This window comes from Ideonella sp., assembly GCF_041918995.1.
Classification (GTDB): Bacteria; Pseudomonadota; Gammaproteobacteria; order Burkholderiales; family Burkholderiaceae_C; genus Ideonella.
Window position 1 is genome coordinate 234,555 of sequence record NZ_JAYRUN010000004.1, and the last position, 19,945, is coordinate 254,499.

General features: G+C 72.1%; 18 protein-coding genes. 7 read left to right on the forward strand and 11 right to left on the reverse strand.

Translation table 11 applies throughout. The features are described 5' to 3' along the window. Positions 1–4: 4 nt before the first annotated feature. Positions 5–268: a translation initiation factor IF-1 gene (infA, locus tag ACE3UN_RS05340; protein ID WP_374673880.1), complete on the reverse strand. Its 264-nt coding sequence runs from the start codon at positions 266–268 to the stop codon at positions 5–7. A 35-nt stretch (positions 269–303) separates the two neighbouring features. After that, complete coding sequence (locus ACE3UN_RS05345) at positions 304–540, reverse strand: hypothetical protein (protein WP_374673881.1); 237 nt, start codon at positions 538–540, stop codon at positions 304–306. A gap of 462 nt (positions 541–1,002) precedes the next feature. Between ACE3UN_RS05345 and ACE3UN_RS05350 the strand changes: the two genes are divergently transcribed. After that, positions 1,003–2,187 (forward strand): acetyl-CoA C-acyltransferase family protein, encoded by a 1,185-nt coding sequence (locus tag ACE3UN_RS05350; protein WP_374673882.1) that lies wholly within the window; start codon positions 1,003–1,005, stop codon positions 2,185–2,187. A gap of 21 nt (positions 2,188–2,208) precedes the next feature. On the opposite strand, the gene ACE3UN_RS05355 is transcribed toward ACE3UN_RS05350, so the two are convergent. Continuing rightward, positions 2,209–2,502, reverse strand: a complete 294-nt coding sequence (locus ACE3UN_RS05355) for a hypothetical protein (RefSeq protein ID WP_374673883.1) — start codon at positions 2,500–2,502, stop codon at positions 2,209–2,211. A 131-nt stretch (positions 2,503–2,633) separates the two neighbouring features. On the opposite strand from ACE3UN_RS05355, the gene ACE3UN_RS05360 reads away from it, so the two are divergent. Beyond that, a complete protein-coding gene (locus ACE3UN_RS05360) occupies positions 2,634–2,846 on the forward strand; it encodes a SlyX family protein (protein ID WP_374673884.1) in 213 nt (70 codons plus the stop codon). Between the two features lie 6 nt (positions 2,847–2,852). Next, entirely contained in the window at positions 2,853–3,341 is a 489-nt protein-coding gene (locus tag ACE3UN_RS05365) for a MarR family winged helix-turn-helix transcriptional regulator (protein WP_374673885.1), read from the forward strand. Between the two features lie 24 nt (positions 3,342–3,365). Here the strand turns inward: ACE3UN_RS05365 and ACE3UN_RS05370 are convergent, their stop codons facing one another. The 6 genes from ACE3UN_RS05370 to dapC form a co-directional block, all read right to left on the reverse strand. After that, entirely contained in the window at positions 3,366–5,387 is a 2,022-nt protein-coding gene (locus ACE3UN_RS05370) for an ABC-F family ATP-binding cassette domain-containing protein (RefSeq protein WP_374673886.1), read from the reverse strand. Next, on the reverse strand, positions 5,384–6,283 hold the full coding sequence (gene prmB, locus ACE3UN_RS05375; RefSeq protein WP_374673887.1) for a 50S ribosomal protein L3 N(5)-glutamine methyltransferase: 900 nt from the start codon (positions 6,281–6,283) through the stop codon (positions 5,384–5,386). The genes ACE3UN_RS05370 and prmB overlap by 4 nt, the downstream gene beginning before the upstream one ends. Before the next feature lie 29 nt (positions 6,284–6,312). Next, complete coding sequence (gene dapE / locus ACE3UN_RS05380; protein WP_374673888.1) at positions 6,313–7,458, reverse strand: succinyl-diaminopimelate desuccinylase; 1,146 nt, start codon at positions 7,456–7,458, stop codon at positions 6,313–6,315. Further along, the gene (locus ACE3UN_RS05385; RefSeq protein ID WP_374673916.1) at positions 7,455–8,633 is read right to left on the reverse strand and encodes a PilT/PilU family type 4a pilus ATPase; all 1,179 of its coding nucleotides are present in this window, start codon (positions 8,631–8,633) and stop codon (positions 7,455–7,457) included. The genes dapE and ACE3UN_RS05385 overlap by 4 nt, the downstream gene beginning before the upstream one ends. A gap of 65 nt (positions 8,634–8,698) precedes the next feature. Then, positions 8,699–9,523, reverse strand: coding sequence for a 2,3,4,5-tetrahydropyridine-2,6-dicarboxylate N-succinyltransferase (gene dapD / locus ACE3UN_RS05390; RefSeq protein ID WP_374673889.1), 825 nt, complete (start codon positions 9,521–9,523; stop codon positions 8,699–8,701). Positions 9,524–9,559: 36 nt separating this feature from the next. Further along, complete coding sequence (gene dapC, locus ACE3UN_RS05395; protein WP_374673890.1) at positions 9,560–10,771, reverse strand: succinyldiaminopimelate transaminase; 1,212 nt, start codon at positions 10,769–10,771, stop codon at positions 9,560–9,562. 127 nt (positions 10,772–10,898) lie between these two features. Between dapC and ACE3UN_RS05400 the strand changes: the two genes are divergently transcribed. Then, a complete protein-coding gene (locus ACE3UN_RS05400) occupies positions 10,899–11,921 on the forward strand; it encodes an ABC transporter substrate-binding protein (protein ID WP_374673891.1) in 1,023 nt (340 codons plus the stop codon). After that, positions 11,918–14,251 (forward strand): ATP-binding protein, encoded by a 2,334-nt coding sequence (locus ACE3UN_RS05405; protein WP_374673892.1) that lies wholly within the window; start codon positions 11,918–11,920, stop codon positions 14,249–14,251. The genes ACE3UN_RS05400 and ACE3UN_RS05405 overlap by 4 nt, the downstream gene beginning before the upstream one ends. On the opposite strand, the gene ACE3UN_RS05410 is transcribed toward ACE3UN_RS05405, so the two are convergent. Next, on the reverse strand, positions 14,248–14,676 hold the full coding sequence (locus ACE3UN_RS05410; protein WP_374673893.1) for an SET domain-containing protein: 429 nt from the start codon (positions 14,674–14,676) through the stop codon (positions 14,248–14,250). The genes ACE3UN_RS05405 and ACE3UN_RS05410 overlap by 4 nt on opposite strands. 33 nt (positions 14,677–14,709) lie before the next feature. Continuing rightward, positions 14,710–15,141, reverse strand: coding sequence for a preQ(1) synthase (queF, locus tag ACE3UN_RS05415; protein WP_374673917.1), 432 nt, complete (start codon positions 15,139–15,141; stop codon positions 14,710–14,712). Positions 15,142–15,330: 189 nt separating this feature from the next. On the opposite strand from queF, the gene smc reads away from it, so the two are divergent. Together smc and ACE3UN_RS05425 are read left to right on the forward strand one after the other, a co-directional pair. Further along, a complete protein-coding gene (smc, locus tag ACE3UN_RS05420) occupies positions 15,331–18,846 on the forward strand; it encodes a chromosome segregation protein SMC (RefSeq protein ID WP_374673894.1) in 3,516 nt (1,171 codons plus the stop codon). Positions 18,847–18,883: 37 nt separating this feature from the next. After that, the gene (locus ACE3UN_RS05425; protein ID WP_374673895.1) at positions 18,884–19,939 is read left to right on the forward strand and encodes a cell division protein ZipA C-terminal FtsZ-binding domain-containing protein; all 1,056 of its coding nucleotides are present in this window, start codon (positions 18,884–18,886) and stop codon (positions 19,937–19,939) included. Positions 19,940–19,945 lie beyond the last annotated feature (6 nt).

Below are 19,945 nucleotides of genomic sequence, written 5' to 3' on the forward strand. Positions count from 1 at the left end.
GGCGTCAGCGGCGGCGCGGCGCGCCGCCGGGGGCGCCGCCGCTGCGGGGCTCCAGGTGGCGGAACACGATCCGGCCTTTGCTGAGGTCGTAGGGCGAGAGCTCCAGCGACACGCGGTCGCCCGCCAGGATGCGGATGTGGTTCTTGCGCATCTTGCCGGCGGTGTAGGCGACCAGCGTGTGGCCGTTCTCGAGCACCACGCGGTAGCGAGAGTCAGGCAGCACGTCCTCGACGAGGCCGCGCATCTCGATCAGTTCTTCCTTGGACAAATGGACTCCTTGGGGGATGACGATATGGGAGTGGATCAGGCCATCGGCAGGGCATGGTGCAGCATGAGTGCGCCCTGTTCGCTGGCATAGCGGCAAGCGGCCTTCCGGGTGGGAAAGTCGCCGATGAAGCGGAACAGCCGGTCATGCGTGCCGGTGCCGGAGCCGCTCCGGATGGAAACCGAGGCGGTGAACCGGCCGGCGCCGTCGGGCCGGGTGAGGGGTGAGACAAGGTACTTGCCCACCGAGAACGTCTTTTCGCGGGTGGTGGTCATGGTGGACGCCGGCCGATGCGGCCGACGACAGGTGATCGGGCCCTGCGCCTGCAACGGCGACATGGGCTAAGGCCGGCGCAATGCCGGAACAACAAGGGTGGCCTGCCAGGCCCGGCAACATCCCACAAGGGGGGCCGGCAGGAGGCCGTGGGGCTCGCCGCGGGAAGACGCGGGACAGGGCAGCGATCGGTGCGGGCTGGGAACCCGCCCGGCACGCCGGGCTTCTGAAGGGGGGCACCTGCAGGGTGCCATCGTCGAAGCCGGCGCCGGCGCGTCGCGTCGGTTGCCGCGCCAGTGAGCAAAGCGAGGCAGATTCGGCATTGTAGCCGGGATGCGCGCGGCCTGCCTGGGGCCGCGCGCGTGCGTCATCTCGCGTAAGTGATCCTGCGTAAGGCTGGGCTACCGCAAGTGGCCCGCCCTGGCGCATGATTGGCGGGTTGAACCTCTTTGCTGGAGATGCGCATGAGCAAGCGTGATGTGGTGGTGCTGTCGGCGGTGCGTTCCGCGGTGGGCACGTTCGGTGGCGCCCTGGCCGACATGGAGCCGGCCGAGCTGGCCGGCCAGGTGATGAAGGCCGCGGTCGAGCGCTCCGGCGTCGACCCCAAGGCGATCAACTACGTGACGGTGGGCAACACCATTCCCACCGAAAGCCGCTTCGCCTACGTGGCGCGCGTGGCCTCCATCCAGGCCGGCCTGCCCATGGACTCGGTGGCGATGGCGGTCAACCGCCTGTGCTCCTCGGGCCTGCAAGGCATCGTGACCACCGCCCAGAACATCCTGCTGGGCGATTGCGACTACGGCGTGGGCGGCGGCGCGGAGGTGATGAGCCGGGGCGGCTACCTCAGCCCCGCCATGCGCACCGGCGCGCGCATGGGCGACACCAAGCTCGTCGACATGATGGTGGCCACGCTCACCGACCCCTTCGGCGTCGGCCACATGGGCATCACCGCCGAGAACCTGGTGACCAAGTGGGGCATCTCCCGCGAAGACCAGGACGCGCTGGCGGTGGAATCCCACCGGCGCGCCGCTGCCGCCATGGCGGAGGGCCGCTTCAAGAGCCAGATCGTGCCGGTGGTGAAGCAGACCCGCAAGGGCGAGGTGGTGTTCGACACCGACGAGCACGTGAAGGCCGGCACCACGCTGGAGTCGCTCGCCAAGCTCAAGCCGGCGTTCAAGAAGGACGGTTCGGTGACCGCCGGCAACGCCTCGGGCATCAACGACGGCGCGGCGTTCTTCGTGCTGGCCGATGCGGCGGTGGCCGCCGCCGCGGGCCACCGGCCGATCGCCCGGCTGGCCAGCTACGCCGTGGCGGGCGTGCCCAACGAGATCATGGGCGAAGGCCCCATCCCGGCGTCGAAGCTGGCGCTGAAGAAGGCGGGCCTGCGCATGGACCAGATCGACGTGGTGGAGAGCAACGAGGCCTTTGCCGCCCAGGCCATCGCGGTGGCGCGCGGGCTGGAGCTCGACATGGCCAAGACCAACCCCAACGGCGGCGCCATCGCCCTGGGCCACCCCATCGGCGCCTCGGGGGCCGTCATCGCCACCAAGGCGCTGTACGAGCTGCAGCGCACCGGCGGCCGCTACGCCCTGGTCACCATGTGCATTGGCGGCGGCCAGGGCATCGCGGCGGTGTTCGAGCGCATCTGACGCGCCGGCTGGGCCGCCGGGTCACATCTGCGGCTCGTACCTCGGCCCGCCGCGGCGCGGTGCGTCCCAGCGGCCGGGGTTCCAGTGCCGGCGGCCGCCGTGCCAGCCCCAGTAGCCGCTGATCCAGACGGCACCGGGGAAGGGCGCGACGCCGACCACCTCGTACTGGGGGGCAGGCGCGGGGGCGACGACGGCGGCGCGTGCGTGGTAGCCACGTGCGGGCACGACGATGCAGCCGGCGCTGAGGCCGGCGGCGGCCAGGGCGGCCGAGAGCAGCGCCACCCGGCCCAGCCGGGAGCGACGGTTCGAGTCCATGGGAACTCCGTTTCGGTACAACAGAAGGCCTGCCAACGGCTGGGCGCGGTGCCCGGCTGACACGGTGGGCCCGGCTTTACATGCCGTGACCGCGCCATGCCCGGATCGCCCGGATGGGGTCCAATAGCGGCATGGATGACGACACCGAACGCCGCCTCACCGACCTGGAGATCAAGGCCAGCTACGCCGAGGACCTGATCGACCACCTGAACGCCGCCCTCGTGCGCCAGCAGCAGCTCATCGACGGCCTGCTGCGGGAGGTGGGCCACCTGCGCCAGCAGCTGCCGACCGACAGCGCCGGCACCGTGCGCAGCTTGCGCGACGAGCTGCCGCCGCACTACTGAGCCGCCATGGACGACACCCTGGCGCAGGCCGCCACGCCGAGCGCACGCATCGACATCGACGAACTGCCGGGCAATGCCATCCGGCGGCTGCAGCAGATCGCGGTGGCCATCTTCCTGCAGGAGGCGCACTCGCATGGCGTGACCCCGGTGCAGTTCGCCGTGCTGCAGGCGCTGGCCAACGAGCCGGGCGTGGACCAGCGCAGCCTGGCGCGCACGCTGGGCTTCGACACCTCCACCATCGCGGGCGTGATCGACCGCCTGGAGGGGCGAGGCGCCGTGGCCCGGCAGGTCGACCCATCCGACCGGCGTGTGCGCCGGCTCTCGCTCACCGAGGACGGTGAGGCGCTGCTGGCCGACGTGGTGCCCGCCATGCGGCGCACGCAGTCGCGCATCCTGGCGCCCCTGCCGCCGGCGGAACAGGCCGAGTTCATGCGGCTGCTGCAGGTGCTGGTGCGCGAGAACAACGCGTTGAGCCGCGCCCCCAGCGACCGCTGAGGGCGTGCCCGCCGCGCCGGGGTGTCAGCCCGCGCCCTCGCGAGCGGCGATGGCCTCCAGCTCCGTGTGCAGTTCCAGCCAGCGCTCTTCCAGCATGGCCAGCTCGGCCTGCACATGGGCCAGACGGCGGCCGAGTTCGGCGAACTGCTCGCCGGCGAGCCCGGGCGAGGCGAGCTGCGACTCCACCTCGGTCTTCTCGCCGCCCAGCTTGTCCAGGCGCTTGTCGATCTGCGCCAGCTCGTTGCGCAGAGGTCGGGTCAGCTCGGCCAGACGTGCCCGCGCCTGGGCCGCTGCCTTGCGGTCGTCGCGGCCGGATGGCGCGACGGCCTTGGGGCCCGGGGCCGGTGCCGGCACGGGTGCCGCGCCGGCAGCCTGCCTGGCGGCAGCGACGGGCGCCGGGGCCGCGGCCGCCACGGGCGCCTTGGCGTTGAGCGCGCGTGCGGCCTCGCGGCTGCGCTCCAGCAGCCAGCGCTGGTAGTCGTCCAGGTCGCCGTCGAAGGGCGCCAGCGCCCCGTCGGCCACCAGCCAGAACTCGTCGCACACCTCGCGCAGCAGCGCACGGTCGTGGCTCACCAGCATCACCGTGCCCTCGAACTCGTTGAGCGCCATGGACAGCGCCTCGCGGGTGTTCAGGTCGAGGTGGTTGGTCGGCTCGTCCAGCAGCAGCAGGTTGGGGCGCTGCCACACCAGGGAGCCGAGCACCAGGCGGGCCTTCTCGCCGCCGGACAGCGTGCCCACGGCCTGGTTGACCATGTCGCCGACGAAGCGGAACTGTCCGAGGAAGTCGCGCAGCTCCTGCTCGCGGGCGTCGGGCCCCACGGTGCGCGCCAGCCGCACCATGTGCTGCAGCGGCGTGTCGTCGGCATGCAGCAGGTCCATCTCCTGCTGGGCGAAGTAGCCGATGGCCAGGCCCTTGCCCTCGGTCACCGTGCCGGCCAGCGGCCGCTGCTCGCGGGCGATCGTCTTCACGAAGGTGGACTTGCCCTGGCCGTTGGCACCCAGGATGCCGATGCGCTGGCCGGCCAGCACCGTGCGGCTGATGCCATGCACGATGACCTTCGGCGGGGCGTCCGGGGGCAGGTAGCCGACATCCATGTCGCGCAGCGCGAGCATTGGGTTGGGCAGGTTGGTCGGCTCGCGGAACTCGAAGCTGAAGTCGCTGGCGGTGAGCACCGGTGCGAGCCGCTCCATGCGGTCCAGCGCCTTCACGCGGCTTTGCGCCTGCTTGGCCTTGGTGGCCTTGGCCTTGAAGCGGTCGATGAAGCGCTGCAGGTGGGCGATGCGCTCCTGCTGCCGGGCATAGGCAGACGCCTGCTGCGACAGCCGCTCGGCGCGCATCTCCTCGAACGCGGTGTAGTTGCCGCCGTAGCGGGTGAGCTTGGCGTCGTCCAGGTGCAGCGTGACGCCGGTGATGGCGTCCAGGAACTCGCGGTCGTGGCTGATGACCAGCAGGGTGCCGGCGTAGCGCTGCAGCCAGCCTTCCAGCCAGACCAGGGCGTCGAGGTCGAGGTGGTTGGTGGGCTCGTCGAGCAGCAGCAGGTCGGCCGGGCACATCAGCGCCCGGGCCAGCTGCAGCCGCATGCGCCAGCCGCCGGAAAAGCTGTTCACCGGCGCATCGAGCTGTTCGCGGGTGAAGCCCAGGCCGAGCAGCAGCGTCTGCGCGCGCGCCCGGGCGTCGAACGCGCCGGCTTCCTCGAGCGCCACATGCGCGTGGGCCATGGCTTCACCGTCGTCGGCGGCCTCGGCGGCGGCGAGTTCCGCCTGCGCTTCCACCAGCCGCGTGTCGCCCTGCAGCACGAATTCGGTGGCGGGCTCGGCCGTCTCCGGCATCTGCTGAGCCACCTCGCCCAGCCGCCAGCGCGGCGGCATGTCGAAGTCGCCCCCGTCGGCCTGCAGGCGGCCGGCGAGCAGCGCGAAGAGCGTGGACTTGCCGGCGCCGTTGCGCCCGACCAGGCCCACCTTCTCGCCCGGGTTGAGCGTCACCGAGGCGGCGTCGAGCACGACCTTGGTGCCGCGGCGCAGGGTGACCTGGCGCAGCGAGATCATGCGTCCCCCCCTTCCGCGGCGGCCAGCGCCGCCACCAGGGCCTCGCGCGCGACGAGCAGCACCTGGTCGTCGCCCGCACTGGTGGGCAGCCACACCACCTCGAGCGTCGGGAAGGCCGCCTCGAAGTGCGGCCGCTCGTGGCCGATCTCGAGCACCAGGACGCCGTCGCGGGACAGGTGGCCCGGCGCGTCATGCAGCAGGCCGCGCACGAAGTCCATGCCGTCCTCGCCACCGGCCAGCGCCAGGGCCGGCTCGGCGCGGTACTCGGGTGGCAGGGCGGCCATGGACGCCGCATTGACGTAGGGCGGGTTGCACAGGATCAGGTCGAAGGCCGGGTCGCCATCCACCGCGCCGAGGCCATCCCCCTCGCGCAGGCGGATGCGGTCGCCCAGGCCGTGCCGTGCCACGTTCAGCCGGGCCACGGCCAGCGCGTCGGCGGACAGGTCCGCCGCGGTCACGTCCACGTCCGGCCAGGCCAGTGCCGCCAGCACCGCCAGGCTGCCGTTGCCGGTGCACAGGTCGAGCACGCGGCGCGTGTGGGCGTTCAGCCAAGGGTCGATGGTGGCATCGGCGATGCACTCGGCGATCAGGCTGCGCGGCACGATGACGCGCCGGTCCACCGTGAACGGCACGCCCTGCAGCCACGCTTCGCCGGTGAGGTAGGCCGCGGGCTCGCGCGTGTCGATGCGCCGCTGCACCAGGGCGCGGGCGGCCTCGGCCTGCGTGTCGGTGACGGCCTGCTCGGCCACGGTGTCCAGGCAGTCCAGCGGATGCCCGAGCGACCACAGCACCAGCCAGGCCGCCTCGTCGAAGGCGTTCGTGGTGCCATGCCCAAACGAAACGCCCGCCTGGTCGAGGCGGGCGCTCATCTGTTCGATGAGTTCGATGACGGTCATAGGGGGCGCATTGTCGCGCGCGGACGGGTTCAGGCCAGCAGCTGGTCCAGTACCCGCCGGTAGATGTTCTTCAGGGGGTCGACGTCGGCGACGCGGACCCGTTCGTCCACCTTGTGGATGGTGGCGTTGACCGGGCCGAACTCGACCACCTGCGTGCACACCCTGGCGATGAAGCGGCCGTCGGAGGTGCCGCCCGTCGTGGACAGCTCGGGCACCACGCCGGTCTCGGCCGAGATGGCGCTGGACAGCGCGTCCACCAGCGAGCCCGCCGGCGTGAGGAAGGGTTCGCCGCCCAGGGTCCAGGCGATCGACCAGTCCAGCCCGTGGCGGGACAGCACCTCGGCCACGCGCTGCTTCAGGCCCTCGGGCGTGGAGGCGGTGGAGAAGCGGAAGTTGAAGTCGACCACCAGCTCGCCGGGGATGACGTTGGTGGCGCCCGTGCCGGCGTGCAGGTTGGAGACCTGCCAGGTGGTGGGCGGGAAGTGGTCGTTGCCCTCGTCCCAGCGGGCCGCCGCCAGCTCGGCCAGGGCGGGGACGGCCAGGTGCACCGGGTTGCGCGCGAGCTGGGGGTAGGCCACGTGGCCCTGCACGCCGCGCACCGTGAGCCGGCCCGACAGCGACCCGCGCCGGCCGTTCTTGACCATGTCCCCCAGGCGCTCGACCGAGGTGGGTTCGCCGACGATGCAGCAGTCCATCGGCTCGCCACGGGCCTGCAGCGCCTGCACCACCTTCACCGTGCCGTCCACCGACGGGCCTTCTTCGTCGCTGGTGAGCAGGAAGGCCACCCGGCCGGCATGGGCGGGGTAGGCGGCGGCGAACTCCTCGGCCGCCACCACCATGGCCGCGACGGAGGTCTTCATGTCGGCCGCGCCGCGGGCGTAGAGGTGCCCGTCGCGGTAGCTGGGCACGAAGGGGTCGCTGGACCACGCCGAGAGCGGCCCGGTGGGCACCACATCGGTGTGGCCGGCGAACACCACGGTCGGGCCGGGGCGCACGCCGGTGCGCACCGCCCACAGGTTGCTCACGCGGAAGTCGTCGGGCCCGAAGGGCAGGGATTCACAGGCGAAGCCGGCCGCTGCCAGCCGCCCGGCGATCAGCGCCTGGCAGCCGCGGTCGTCGGGCGTGACGCTGGGTCGGGCGAGCAGGTCTTCCAGCAGGCGCAGCGTGGCGCTCATCGGGTGCGGGCAGTGATGAGCGGCTTGGGCGCCGGGGGCGTCTCGGGCATGACGTCGAGCGTGATCTCGGTGAACGAAGGGCTGTCGGGTTCCGGCTTGGTGACAGGAACGCGGGACACCGGCTCCGTCTCGTTCTGCAGGCGCCACAGCAGGTTGGTGGGCGAGTCGGCATGCACCAGTGCCTCCTCGCGGGCCACGACGCCGCCGGTGATCAGCCGGGCGAGATCGGCCTCGAAGGTCTGCGAGCCCTCGGCCATGGAGCGCTCCATGGCCTCGCGCACGCCGCCGAAGTCGCCCTTCTCGATCAGCTCGGCCACCAGCTTGGAGTTCAGCAGCACCTCCACGGCCGGGATGCGGCCACCGGCGGTGGCGCGCAGCAGGCGCTGCGAGACGATGGCCTTCATGGCCGCGGACAGGTCGGCCAGCAGGGCAGGGCGCGACTCCGGCGTGTAGAACGACAGGATCCGGCCCAGGGCATGGTGGCTGTTGTTCGCGTGCAGCGTGGCGAGCACCAGGTGGCCCGACAGCGCGTACGAGATGGTCTGCGACATCGTCTCCCGGTCGCGGATCTCGCCGATCATGATGCAGTCGGGCGCCTGGCGCAGGGCGTTCTTCAGGCCCACCTGCAGCGAGGCGGTGTCGCGCCCCACCTCGCGCTGGTTCACCACCGAGCGCTTGTTGGTGAACAGGAACTCGATCGGGTCCTCGATGGTGAGGATGTGGCCCGACATGTGCTGGTTGCGCCACTCCATCATGGCGGCCATGGTGGTGCTCTTGCCGGTGCCCGTGGCGCCCACCATCAGGATCAGGCCGCGCTTCTCCAGCGCCAGGCTGGCCAGCACGGGCGGCAGCTGCAGGGTGTCGATGGCGGGGATGCGCACCGGGATGCAGCGCACCACGGCGGCGATGGTGGCGCGCTGCTTGAACGCCGACAGGCGGAAGCTGCCCACCTTGGGGATGCCGAAGCCGATGTTCAGCTCGCCTTCCTGCTCCAGCTCTTCCAGCTGCAGCGGGGTGAGGATCTCGGTGAGCAGCTGCCGGGGCGCCGAGGGCGCCAGCACGTGGTCCGTCACCGGCACCAGCTGCCCGTTCACCTTCAGCAGGATGGGCGCATTGGCCGAGAGGTACAGGTCAGAGGCGCTCTTCTCCGCCATCAGGCGAAGCACGTTTTCCATCGTGATCACGGCAGGTCTCCCGGCAGGCTCGTCAAGGGGGCGGAGCGAAGGGCACCGCGCGGCGTTCAGCCGCGCAGCAGCTCGTTGATGCTCGTCTTGGCGCGGGTCTGGGCATCCACGCGCTTGACGATGACCGCGCAATACAGGCTGTGGCTGCCGTCGGCCGCCGGCAGGCTGCCGCTGACCACCACCGAGCCGGCCGGCACGCGGCCGTAGCTCACCTCGCCGGTGGCACGGTCGTAGATCTTGGTGCTCTGGCCGATGTACACGCCCATGGAGATGACCGAGTTCTCCTCCACGATCACGCCCTCGACGACCTCGGAGCGCGCGCCGATGAAGCAGTTGTCCTCGATGATGGTCGGGTTGGCCTGCAGCGGCTCCAGCACGCCGCCGATGCCCACGCCGCCGGACAGGTGCACGTGCTTGCCGATCTGGGCACAGGAGCCCACCGTGGCCCAGGTGTCCACCATGGTGCCTTCGTCGACGTAGGCGCCGATGTTCACGTACGAGGGCATCAGGATGGCGCCCTTGGCGATGTGACTGCCACGGCGCGCCACGGCCGGCGGCACCACGCGCACGCCGGTAGCGGCCAGGCCGGCCGCGTCCATGCCCGAGAACTTGGTGGGCACCTTGTCGAAGAAGGTGAGCTCGCCGGCCTGCATCGGCCGGTTGTCGTTCAGGCGGAAGGACAGCAGCACCGCCTTCTTCACCCACTGGTTCACCTGCCACTGGCCCACGCCCTGGCGCTCGGCCACGCGCAGGCGGCCGGCGTCCAGCTCGGCGATGACGTGCTCCACGGCATCCCGGATCTCGGGCGAGGCGCTGGCGGGGGTCAGGGAAGCGCGGGCTTCCCAGGCCTGGTCGATGAGGGTCTGGAGGGCGTGGGTCATGGACGGGGGAATCAGGTGCGGGCGAAAGAGGGGGGATCAGGCGGGAGAGAGTGACCGGGTGTAGGCCACGATGCGATGGGCGGCCTCCAGGCACTCGGCCGCCTCGGCCACGAGGGCGAGCCGGATGCGGCCGGCGCCGGGGTTGACCCCGTGCGCCTCGCGTGCCAGCAGGCTGCCGGGCAGGACCGCCACATTGTATTGAGCGAGCAGGCCCAGGCTGAATGCGACATCGTCGCCGCCATGTGCATGTGTTGGCACACCGGCCCACAGGTAGAAGCCGGCGTCGGGCAGGCGCACGTCGAGCACGTCCGCCAGCAGGGGCGTCACGGCGGCGAACTTCTCCCGGTACGCGGCGCGGTTGGCCTCCACATGGGCCTCGTCGTTCCACGCCGCGATGCTGGCCGCCTGCACCACCTTGCCCATGGCGCTGCCGTGGTAGGTGCGGTAGAGCAGGAAGGCCTTCAGGATCTCCGCATCGCCGGCCACGAAGCCCGAGCGCATGCCCGGCACGTTGCTGCGCTTGGACAGGCTGGACAGCACCACCAGGCGGCGGAAGTCGTGCCGGCCCAGCGCCTGCGCGGCCTGCAGCGCCCCCAGCGGCGCTTCCTCGCGGAAGTAGATCTCGGAGTAGCACTCGTCGCTGGCGATGACGAAGCCGTGCCGGTCGGACAGGGCGAACAGCTCCTCCCATTCGGACAGCGGCATCACCGCCCCGGTGGGGTTGCCGGGCGAGCAGGCATACACCAGCTGGGTGTTCGCCCAGGTGGCCTCGTCGATCTGCCGCCAGTCACAGGCGAAGTTGCGGGCCGGGTCGCTGTTGGCGAAGGCCGGCCGGGCGCCGGCGAGCAGGGCGGCGCCCTCGTAGATCTGATAGAAGGGGTTGGGGCAGACCACCGTGGCCCGGGGGCGGGTGCCGTCCACCACCGTCTGCGCCAGCGAGAACAGCGCCTCGCGTGAGCCATTCACCGGCAGCACCTGCGTCGCCGCGTCCACCGCCACGCCGTAGCGGCGGCCGATCCACCCGGCGATCGCCTGGCGCAACGCGGGCTCGCCCGCCGTGGCGGGGTAGCTGGACAGGCCCTCGAGGTGCTCGCACCAGGCCTGCTCCACCAGGGCCGGTGCCGGGTGCCGCGGCTCGCCGATGCCCAGCGAGATGGGTCGGTACGACGGGTTCGGCGTGATGTCGCGCGTCAGCGCACGCAGGCGTTCGAAGGGGTAGGCGTTCAGCCTGCCGAGCAGCGGATTCATGCGCCGATTATCGGGCGGCGTCCGCGGCGTCCCCGGCGTCTGGGCGTGGCGGCCGGGCCACGTCCGCGCGTGGCGCGCGTCCGGCCGACAGCCGCGCGACAGCCGGCGGCGTCACAATCGGCAACACATGGAGCGGGAGACGGTGGATCGGGTGGACGCCCGGGCGGCACGGCGGGCCTGGCTGCGGCATGCGGCCGCGTGGGCCGCCGCAGCGGGCGGCAGCGCGCTGCTGCCCGGCTGCGATGCGGGCCGGGCGCCGGCCGACCTGCCGCCGCTGCGGCTGGCCATGGACCTGTGGCCGGGCTACTACCCGGCGCTGCTGGCCGACGACCTGGGCTACCTCGACGAGGCGGGCGTCCTGCTCAAGGTGAGCTTCCCCGGCAACACCGACCGCATGATGGCCGCCTTCGCCGCCGGGCAGGTGGACGTGGTGGCGGTGGCGCTGGGTGACCTGATCCACGCGACGCACGGCCGGGCCCCGGTGCAGGTGCTGCTCGTCTCGGACGAATCGGCCGGCGGGGACGCGGTGCTCGCGCGGCGCGGTTTTCGCGTGGACGACGGCCTGGGCCGCGTGCGCCTGGCCACCAACCTGGGCGGCTTCGGGGAACTGTTCGCGCGCGAGTTCCTGCGGCAGCACCGCATCCGGCCGGAGCGCGTCGCCTGGTTCAACGCGGATGCGGCGGAGGTGCCGCGGCTGCTCGCCTCCGGCGTGGTGGACCTGGGCCACACCTGGCAACCGTACGTGACCGAAGCCGTGGCCGGCGGAGCGGAGATGGTGTTCAGCAGCCGCCAGACGCCCGGCCTGATCGCCGACGTCGTGGCCACCAGCCGGGCCACGGCGCTGCGCCGGGCCGGCGAACTGCGCCGCTTCCTCGCCGCCTGGCTGCGCGCCGTGGACTGGTGGGTGGCCCATCCCGAGCAGGCCATGCAGCGTCTGGCGCGGCGCCTGCCGCGCGACGCGGCCGCGGTGTCGCTGGATGGGGTGCGGCTGGTGGGCCGGGAGGAGAACCGCCGGCTGCTGGGCCGCGACGGGCTGCCGCCCGGGCTGGCGCCCGTGGTGGACCGCTACAGCGAGTTCTTCCTGGACAAGGGCAGCCTGGCGCGCCCGGTCGTGACGTCCCAGTTCCTGCGGGGGGACCTGCTGCCGTGAAGACCCGGCTGCTCGTGGCTGGCGTGCTGACCGGCGTGACCCTGCTGCCGCTGGGCATGCTGAGCAGCTGGCACTACGCGGCGGCATTGCAGTCGACCGCGGAGCGGCGCGACCAGCTGCTGCAGGCCCTGGCCACCGAGGCGGCACAGGACCTCCATGCCCGCGCGGACCGCCTGCTGGACAACCTGAGGGCCGACGTGGCCATGCCGGGGCTGGTGGAGATGCTCGGCTCCGAGCCGGTGGACGCCTGGCAGGCCAACCGCCTGCTGCAGCTCGCGGCGCTGCGCGAGCCGATGTACCTCACCTCGGTGGCCCTGCTCGACGCGGCGGGCCGCAACCTGGCCGACACCCAGGCGGTGCGGGTGGGCAGCGACGAGGGCAACGAGCGCTATGTGCGCGCGGTGCTGGCGCGGGCCTACCCGCAGCTGGTCGGGCCGCTGCGGGCCCGGCGTGACGATCACCCGGCGCTGTTCGCGGTGGCGCCCATCCGGCGTGCCGGCCAGGTGCGCGGCCTGCTGCGCCTGCGGCTGGAACCCGGGCTGCTGGGCCATGTGCTGACGGAAAGCCTCAGCGCCCACGGCGACCTGCACGGCATCGTCTTCGATGCGCAGGGGCAGCTGCTGGCCGGCACCGATTCGCGCCTGGCGGAGCAGACCCGCCTGCCCGAGGAGTTCCATGTGGAGCTGGGCACGCCGGCCGCCCAGGAGCCCGTGTGGGGCGGGCGGACCTGGCATGGCCAGGTGGTCGAGGTGCCGGGCACGCCGTGGCGGGTGATGGTGTACGAGCCGAAGCGCCAGTTCGAGGCACCGCTGCATCGCCTGGAGCGCGAGTGGGCCCTGTACATGGCGATGATGGCGCTGCTGGGCACCGGTGCCGTGTGGCTGATCGCCGCGCTGCTGGCCCGTCCGGTGGCGCGCCTGAGCCAGGCGGCCCGGGGCATCGCCTCGGGCGATCTGCGCCAGCGCGTGGCCGAGCGCGGCACCGACGAGTTCCGGCAGCTGGCACGCGTCTTCAACGCCATGAACGAACGCCTGGCCGGCATGGTGGAGTCGCTGCGCGACAGCGAGGCCCGGCTGCAGCGCGCCAACCTGGACCTGGAGCGGCAGGTGCGCGAGCGCACCGCCGACCTGGCCCAGGCGAAGGAGGCCGCGGAGGCCGCCAACCGGGCGAAGAGCGCGTTCCTCGCCAACATGAGCCATGAGATCCGCACGCCGATGAACGCGGTGATCGGCCTGACCGAACTGCTGCACGACGACAGCACCGACGCGCTGCAGCGAGAACGGCTGCGCCGCGTGGGGGATGCCGCGCAGCACCTGCTGGGCCTCATCAACGACGTGCTGGATCTCTCCCGCATCGAGGCAGGCAAGCTCTCGGTCGACACCGTGGCGTTCGACCTGCGCGCCCTGGCCGCCCGCATCTGCGGCATGGTGGACGGCGCCGCGCGGGACAAGGGCCTGCTGCTGCGGCAGGCGCTGGACCCGGCCCTGCCGCCGCGGCTGCTGGGCGACGAACGGCGCCTGGGCCAGGTGCTGCTCAACTTCCTGGGCAACGCCATCAAGTTCACCGGGCAGGGCGAGGTCGGGCTGCGCGTGGGCTGGGTGCCGGGCGCCCCCCCGCCGGCCGACGGCCCGCTGTGGCTGCGTTTCGAGGTGTGGGACACCGGCATCGGCCTGACACCCGAGCAGCAGTCGCGCATCTTCGAGGCGTTCGAGCAGGCGGACGTCTCCACCACGCGCCAGTACGGCGGGTCGGGGCTCGGCCTCACGATCAGCCGCGAGCTGGCCCAGCTGATGGGCGGCCAGACCGGGGTGGCCAGCGTGCCGGGGCAGGGCAGCCGGTTCTGGATCGACGTGCCGCTGCAGGTGCTGGACGAGGCGCCGGCCCACCCGGCGCAGGACGCCCCGGCCGGCCGCCCCGCGCTGCCCCGCTGGGCCGGCGTCGCGCCGCTGCTGGTGGTGGAGGACAACCCGGTCAACCAGGAAGTGATCCGGGCGCTGCTCGCCCGCCACGGGCTGGAGGGCGAGCTGGCATCCGACGGCGCGGTCGCGGTGTCGCGCGCTGCCGAGGCGGACTACCCGCTGATCTTCATGGACATGCACATGCCCGTCATGGACGGACTGGAGGCCACGCGTCGCATCCGGCAGCAGCCGCGGCACCTGGCCACGCCCATCATCGCCATGACCGCCAATGTGTACGAGGACGATCGCCAGGGCTGCCTCGCGGCCGGCATGAACGGCCACCTGCCCAAGCCGGTGGACCCCCAGGCCCTGGTGCAGCTGCTGCGCGACTGGCTGGGGCCGCCCGCCACGGCAGGCGGCGAGGCCGGCTAGAGCCGGCCCACGCAGCACGGCACGCCGCAGCGGCACACGAGCCGGCCTTCGTGGTGGGTCTCGCCGTAGGCCACGGTGATCTCCTCGTCCACGGCGATGTCGCGCACGGCGTAGAACTCGATGCGACCGTCGCGGATGGACAGGCGGCCGTTCGGGCGGCAGCTGTGGTTCGTGAAGCGCATCGGGTCGGTCGACCGGGCCAGGTCCACGGCCGTGCGCGTCGACACCTCGACGATCATGATGCGCTCCAGCGTGGCGGCCCGGCGACGCGCCTCCGACACGCTGATCGACTCGCCCCGCACCTCACCGATCTTCTGGCCGCGCGGCACCGGCTCGAGCGCGAACACGCCGAAGCCGTCGATGGGGCTGCGGCGCACCGCCACGGCGTACTTCTGGTACGGGGGGTGCTCAGCCAGGCGTCCCATGGCGGGCCCCGTCGGGTGCGCGGCCCCGGGCCGTCATCGCAGCAGGCCGCCTTCCATGCGGTGCTCGGGCAGGCTCACCACGGGCTGCGGCTTCCAGCCGCGCTTGCGGTGCTCGGCCACCACGTTGGTGTAGATGCCGCCCCGCACGAACCAGCGGGCGGTGATGCGCGCGTAGCGCGGCTTCGTGGTCTCGACGATCTTGGTGAGGATGTCGTTGGTGACCTTCTCGTGGAACGCGCCCTCGTCGCGGAAGCTCCACATGTACATCTTCAGGCTCTTGAGTTCCACGCACAGCTTGTCGCACACCATGTCGATGGTGAAGTGCGCGAAGTCGGGCTGGCCGGTCAGCGGGCAGTGGCAGGTGAACTCCGGGATCTGGAACTGGATCACGTAGTCGCGCTCGGGCGACGGGTTGGGGAAGACGTGCAGTTCCTTCGAGGGCGCGCTCGGCGGGTTGGGCGGCATTGGCCGCTGCTTCGGCTCGGTGGCCGGCCGCTCGGCGCGGGTCTTGGTGGCGGTGCGTGGCATGGGGGCGATGGTATCATCCCGGGCTTTTCGGCGCCCGCTGGCTGGTAGAAAAAGCCAAGCAAATCAAAGACTTAAGGTGGCCTCTCGCGCCGCCTAACAAGCCGCTGCACAAGCCCCCCCGCCCCCATGCGCCTGAACCAGATCAAGCTGTCCGGCTTCAAGTCCTTCGCCGAGCCCACCACCTTCCAGCTGCCCGGGCAGCGCGTGGGCGTGGTCGGGCCCAATGGCTGCGGCAAGTCCAACATCATGGACGCCGTGCGCTGGGTGCTGGGCGAATCCAAGGCCAGCGAGCTGCGTGGCGAGTCCATGCAGGACGTCATCTTCAACGGCTCGGGCAACCGCAAGCCGGCCAGCCGCGCCAGCGTGGAGCTGGTCTTCAGCAACGAGGACGGCCGCGCCGGCGGCTCATGGAACCAGTACAGCGAGATCGCCGTCAAGCGCGTGCTCACGCGCGACGGCAACTCCAGCTACTTCATCAACAACCAGCCCGTGCGCCGGCGCGACGTGCAGGACGTGTTCCTCGGCACCGGCCTGGGCCCGCGCGCCTACGCCATCATCGGCCAGGGCACCATCAGCCGGATCATCGAGTCCAAGCCCGAGGAGCTGCGCCTGTTCCTGGAGGAGGCCGCGGGCGTCTCCAAGTACAAGGAGCGCCGCCGGGAGACCGAGCACCGCCTCAGGGACACCCGCGAGAACCTGACCCGCGTGGAAGACATCCTGCGCGAGCTCAACGCCAACCTCGACAAGCTGGAACGCCAGGCCGAGGTGGCGGCGCAGTACCGCACGCTGCAGGACCAGGGCACGCTCAAGCTGCACCAGCTGTGGTTCCTGAAGCACCGCGATGCGGCCACCGAGGAGGAGCGTGTCAAGCTGGCCTCCCTGGAGGCCACCAACGCCCTGGAAGCCCGGCTGGCCGAACTGCGCCACGTGGAGGCCGAGCTCGAGACCATCCGCCAGGCGCACTACGCCGCGTCCGACGCGCTGCACGCGCGCCAGGGTGACCTGGCCCAGGCGCAGCTGGAGGTGAGCCGGCTCGAGGAGCGCATCCGCTACGTGGTGGAAGGGCGCCAGCGGGCCGAGGCGCGGCTGGCCGACCTGCAGGCGCAGGACGAGCAATGGGCCGCCCGACGCGACGACGCCGTGGCCGAGCAGGAGACCATCGCCGAGCAGATCGCCGCCGCCGAGGAGCAGGCCGAGATCCTCGCCGCCCAGGCCGAGGAGCAGGCCATGCAGGCCCCCAGCTTCGAGGACGCGGTGCGCGCGGCCCAGGCGCGTGCCAACGAGCAGCGCGGCCAGGTGGCGCAGGTGCAGCAGCAGATCCAGGTGCTGGCGGCGGAGAGCCGCAACATCGAGGAGCAGACCCGCGCGCTGCGCAGCCGCCGCGAGCGCCTGAGCGCAGAGTCGCAGGGCCTGGCCGCGCCGGACGAGCACCGCCTGGCCCAGCTGCGCGAAGACAGCGAGGCGGCCGACGCCGCCCGCGAGGAGGCCGACGGCATCCTGCACACGCTCAGCGAGGAAGTGCCCCTGCTCGACGAACAGCGGCGCGAGCGGCAGGACGCGGTGAACCGCGAGTCGGCCCGCCATGCGGAGCTCACCGCGCGGCTGGAGGCACTGCGCGCGCTGCAGGAGAAGGTGCAGACCGAAGGCAAGCTCAAGCCCTGGCTGGCCAAGCACGGCCTGGACAGCCTGGCGGGCCTGTGGACGAAGATCCACATCGAGGCCGGGTGGGAAGTGGCACTCGAATCCGCGCTGCGCGAGCGGCTCAACGCCCTGGCGGTGGGCCGCCTGGACATCGTGCGCGCCTTCGCCGCCGACGCGCCGCCGGCCAAGCTGGCCTTCTATTCACCTCCGCAGGCGGTCATCGCCAACAGCCACCACACGCTGGCGCGGCTGTCCGACCTGCTGCGGCTGAACGACGCCGGGCTGAAGGCCCTGCTGAACGACTGGCTCGAGGGCGTGTACACGGCGCCCAGCCTCGACGTGGCGCTTGCGCAGCGCGAGCAGCTCACCCACGGCGAAGTGATCATGACGCCCGAGGGCCACGCGGTGTCGTCCTTCGCGGTGGCCTTCTACGCACCCGATTCGGAGCAGGCCGGCATGCTGGCCCGGGCGCAGGAGATCGAGAACCTGGAGCGCCAGTCGCGTGCCCAGGCGCTGATCGCGGACGACGCACGCACGGCGCTGGTGCGGGCCGAGGCCGCCTACACCGAGGCCTCGCAGCGCCTGGGTGGCGCGCGCCGCCAGGCGGCGGAGGCGCAGACGCGGGCGCACCAGCTGCACGTGGAGCTGCTGCGCCTGTCCCAGCAGGCCGAGGCCGCGAGCACCCGCCGCACGCAGCTGCGCGAGGAGCTGGCGGAGATCGACGCCCAGATGGACGACCTGGCCGAGCGCCGGGCCACCGGCGAGGCCCGCTTCGAGGAGCTGGACATGCAGCTCGCGACGACGCAGGAGCGCCACGCCGAGCTGGAGGAGGCCGTCATCCAGGCCGAGCGGCGCCAGGCGGACGCGCGCGAGCAGCTGCGCTCGCTGGAGCGCCAGGCCCAGGAGGCGCAGTTCCAGGCCCGTGCGCTCGCGGCGCGGCGCGGCGAGCTGCAGCGCGCCATCGAGACGGCCGCCCTGCAGATCGCCGCCAACGAGCAGGCCGCCGAGCAGCTGCAGCAGGAGCTGGCCGGCTTCAACGACGCGGCAGCGCAAGCCGGCCTGCAGGAAGCCCTGGCCGTGCGGCTGGACAAGGAACAGGCGCTGGCCGCGGCGCGCAGTGAGTACGACGACCTGTCGGCCAAGCTGCGCGCCGCCGACGAGCAGCGGCTGCAGGCCGAGCGCAGCCTGGAGCCGCTGCGCGAGCGCATCACCCGGCTGCAGCTGGAAGCGCAGGCGGCGCAGCTGGGCGGCGCGCAGTACATGGAGCAGCTCACCGCGGCGGCGGTGGACCTGGAGGCCCTGGCCCAGTCCATCGAGACGGGCGGCGTGAAGCTCTACGGCCTGCAGGGCGAGATCGACCGCATCAACCGCGAGATCGCCGCACTCGGCGCCGTGAACCTGGCGGCCCTGGACGAGCTGACCGCCGCGCGGGAGCGCAAGACCTTCCTCGACGCGCAGAACGCCGACCTCACCGACGCCATCCAGACGCTGGAGAACGCGATCCACAAGATCGACCTGGAGACGCGCGACCTGCTGATGAACACCTTCCACCAGGTCAACGAGGGCTTCGGCCGCATGTTCCCCAGCCTGTTCGGCGGCGGACAGGCCAAGCTCATCATGACCGGCGACGAGGTGCTCGACGCCGGCGTGCAGGTGATGGCGCAGCCGCCAGGCAAGAAGAACTCCACCATCCACCTGCTGTCCGGCGGGGAGAAGGCACTCACCGCGATCGCGCTGGTGTTCGCCATCTTCCTGCTCAACCCGGCGCCGTTCTGCCTGCTCGACGAAGTGGACGCGCCGCTGGACGACGCCAACACCGAGCGCTACGCCAAGCTCGTGACCGACATGTCGCAAGGCACCCAGTTCCTCTTCATCTCGCACAACAAGATCGCCATGGAAATGGCCGAGCAGCTCATCGGCGTGACCATGCAGGAGCAGGGCGTCTCGCGCATCGTGGCCGTGGACATGGAATCCGCGGTCAGCATGGTGGAGGGCGCATGAGCGCGCCGGGCCGCCTTCCGGCGCGGAGGGACTGTCAATGAGCCTTACCGTCGCGCTGGCGATGCTCGCGGGCGTGGTCCTGCTGGCGGTGGTGGTGCATGGCGCCTGGTCGGCACGCCGCCAGCGGCCGCGCATCGCGCATGCGCCCGCGGTGGACCCGCTGGCCCGTGTCGAGCCCGCGCTGCCTGGCGCCTTCGAGCCCGATCTCGACGGCGACCCCGCCGATGCAGCGGCGTCGCCCCGCGCGCTGGCGCCGTCCTCGCCCCGGCGCCTGGCCAAGGTGGACCCGCTGATCGACGCGGTGGCCACGCTCACGCCCGAGCAGCCGGTCACCGGCGACATGGCGATGCAGCACCTGCCGGGCAGCCGACGGGCGGGCAACAAGCCGTTCCACCTCGAAGGGCTGAATGCCGAGTCGGGCGAGTGGGAGCCACTGCGGCCCGGCCAGCGCTACGGCGAGTTCCAGGCCGGGCTGCAGATGGCCAACCGGCATGGGGCGCTCAACGAGATCGAATACTCCGAGTTCGTGCAGAAGGTGCAGGCCTTCGCGGACGCGGTGGGCGCCATGGCCGATTTCCCCGACATGCTGGACGTGGTGGCGCGCGCGCGCGAGCTCGACGCCTTTGCCAGCCAGCACGATGCGCAGCTGACGGCGGTGCTGCGCGCCAACAGCATCGCATGGTCGGTGGGCTATGTGCAGCAGGTGGCCGGGCGCCACGGCTTCGTGCCGGGCGCCGTGCCGGGGCGCCTGGTGCTGCCGGCGGCAGAGGAGGGCGCGCCGCCCTTGCTGGTGCTGGCCTTCGACGCCCAGGCCGCGCTGGCGGAGGACCCGGGCCACGCCGCGCTGCGCGAGGTGCAGCTGAGCCTGGACGTGCCGCAGACGCTGGAGGACGCCGAGCCCTTCGCCGCGTGGCAGGAATGCGCCCGCAAGCTGGCCGACGACCTGGACGCCACGCTGGTGGACGACCAGGGGCGGCCCATCACGCTGCACGCCTTCGCTGCCATCGGGCAGGAGCTGGAGCGCCTGTACCGGGCGCTCGAGGCCCGCGACCTGGCGGCCGGCTGCCCCGCGGCACGGCGCCTGTTCAGCTGAGCGCGG

Bases quoted from the DNA above. Each gene is read 5' to 3' on its own strand.
- ACE3UN_RS05345 (WP_374673881.1), bottom strand. From the start codon at position 540: ATGACCACCACCCGCGAAAAGACGTTCTCGGTGGGCAAGTACCTTGTC.
- ACE3UN_RS05350 (WP_374673882.1), top strand. From the start codon at position 1,003: ATGAGCAAGCGTGATGTGGTGGTGCTGTCGGCGGTGCGTTCCGCGGTG.
- ACE3UN_RS05355 (WP_374673883.1), bottom strand. From the start codon at position 2,502: ATGGACTCGAACCGTCGCTCCCGGCTGGGCCGGGTGGCGCTGCTCTCG.
- ACE3UN_RS05360 (WP_374673884.1), top strand. From the start codon at position 2,634: ATGGATGACGACACCGAACGCCGCCTCACCGACCTGGAGATCAAGGCC.
- ACE3UN_RS05365 (WP_374673885.1), top strand. From the start codon at position 2,853: ATGGACGACACCCTGGCGCAGGCCGCCACGCCGAGCGCACGCATCGAC.
- ACE3UN_RS05370 (WP_374673886.1), bottom strand. From the start codon at position 5,387: ATGATCTCGCTGCGCCAGGTCACCCTGCGCCGCGGCACCAAGGTCGTG.
- prmB (WP_374673887.1), bottom strand. From the start codon at position 6,283: ATGACCGTCATCGAACTCATCGAACAGATGAGCGCCCGCCTCGACCAG.
- dapE (WP_374673888.1), bottom strand. From the start codon at position 7,458: ATGAGCGCCACGCTGCGCCTGCTGGAAGACCTGCTCGCCCGACCCAGC.
- ACE3UN_RS05385 (WP_374673916.1), bottom strand. From the start codon at position 8,633: ATGGAAAACGTGCTTCGCCTGATGGCGGAGAAGAGCGCCTCTGACCTG.
- dapD (WP_374673889.1), bottom strand. From the start codon at position 9,523: ATGACCCACGCCCTCCAGACCCTCATCGACCAGGCCTGGGAAGCCCGC.
- dapC (WP_374673890.1), bottom strand. From the start codon at position 10,771: ATGAATCCGCTGCTCGGCAGGCTGAACGCCTACCCCTTCGAACGCCTG.
- ACE3UN_RS05400 (WP_374673891.1), top strand. From the start codon at position 10,899: ATGGAGCGGGAGACGGTGGATCGGGTGGACGCCCGGGCGGCACGGCGG.
- ACE3UN_RS05410 (WP_374673893.1), bottom strand. From the start codon at position 14,676: ATGGGACGCCTGGCTGAGCACCCCCCGTACCAGAAGTACGCCGTGGCG.
- queF (WP_374673917.1), bottom strand. From the start codon at position 15,141: ATGCCGCCCAACCCGCCGAGCGCGCCCTCGAAGGAACTGCACGTCTTC.
- smc (WP_374673894.1), top strand. From the start codon at position 15,331: ATGCGCCTGAACCAGATCAAGCTGTCCGGCTTCAAGTCCTTCGCCGAG.
- ACE3UN_RS05425 (WP_374673895.1), top strand. From the start codon at position 18,884: ATGAGCCTTACCGTCGCGCTGGCGATGCTCGCGGGCGTGGTCCTGCTG.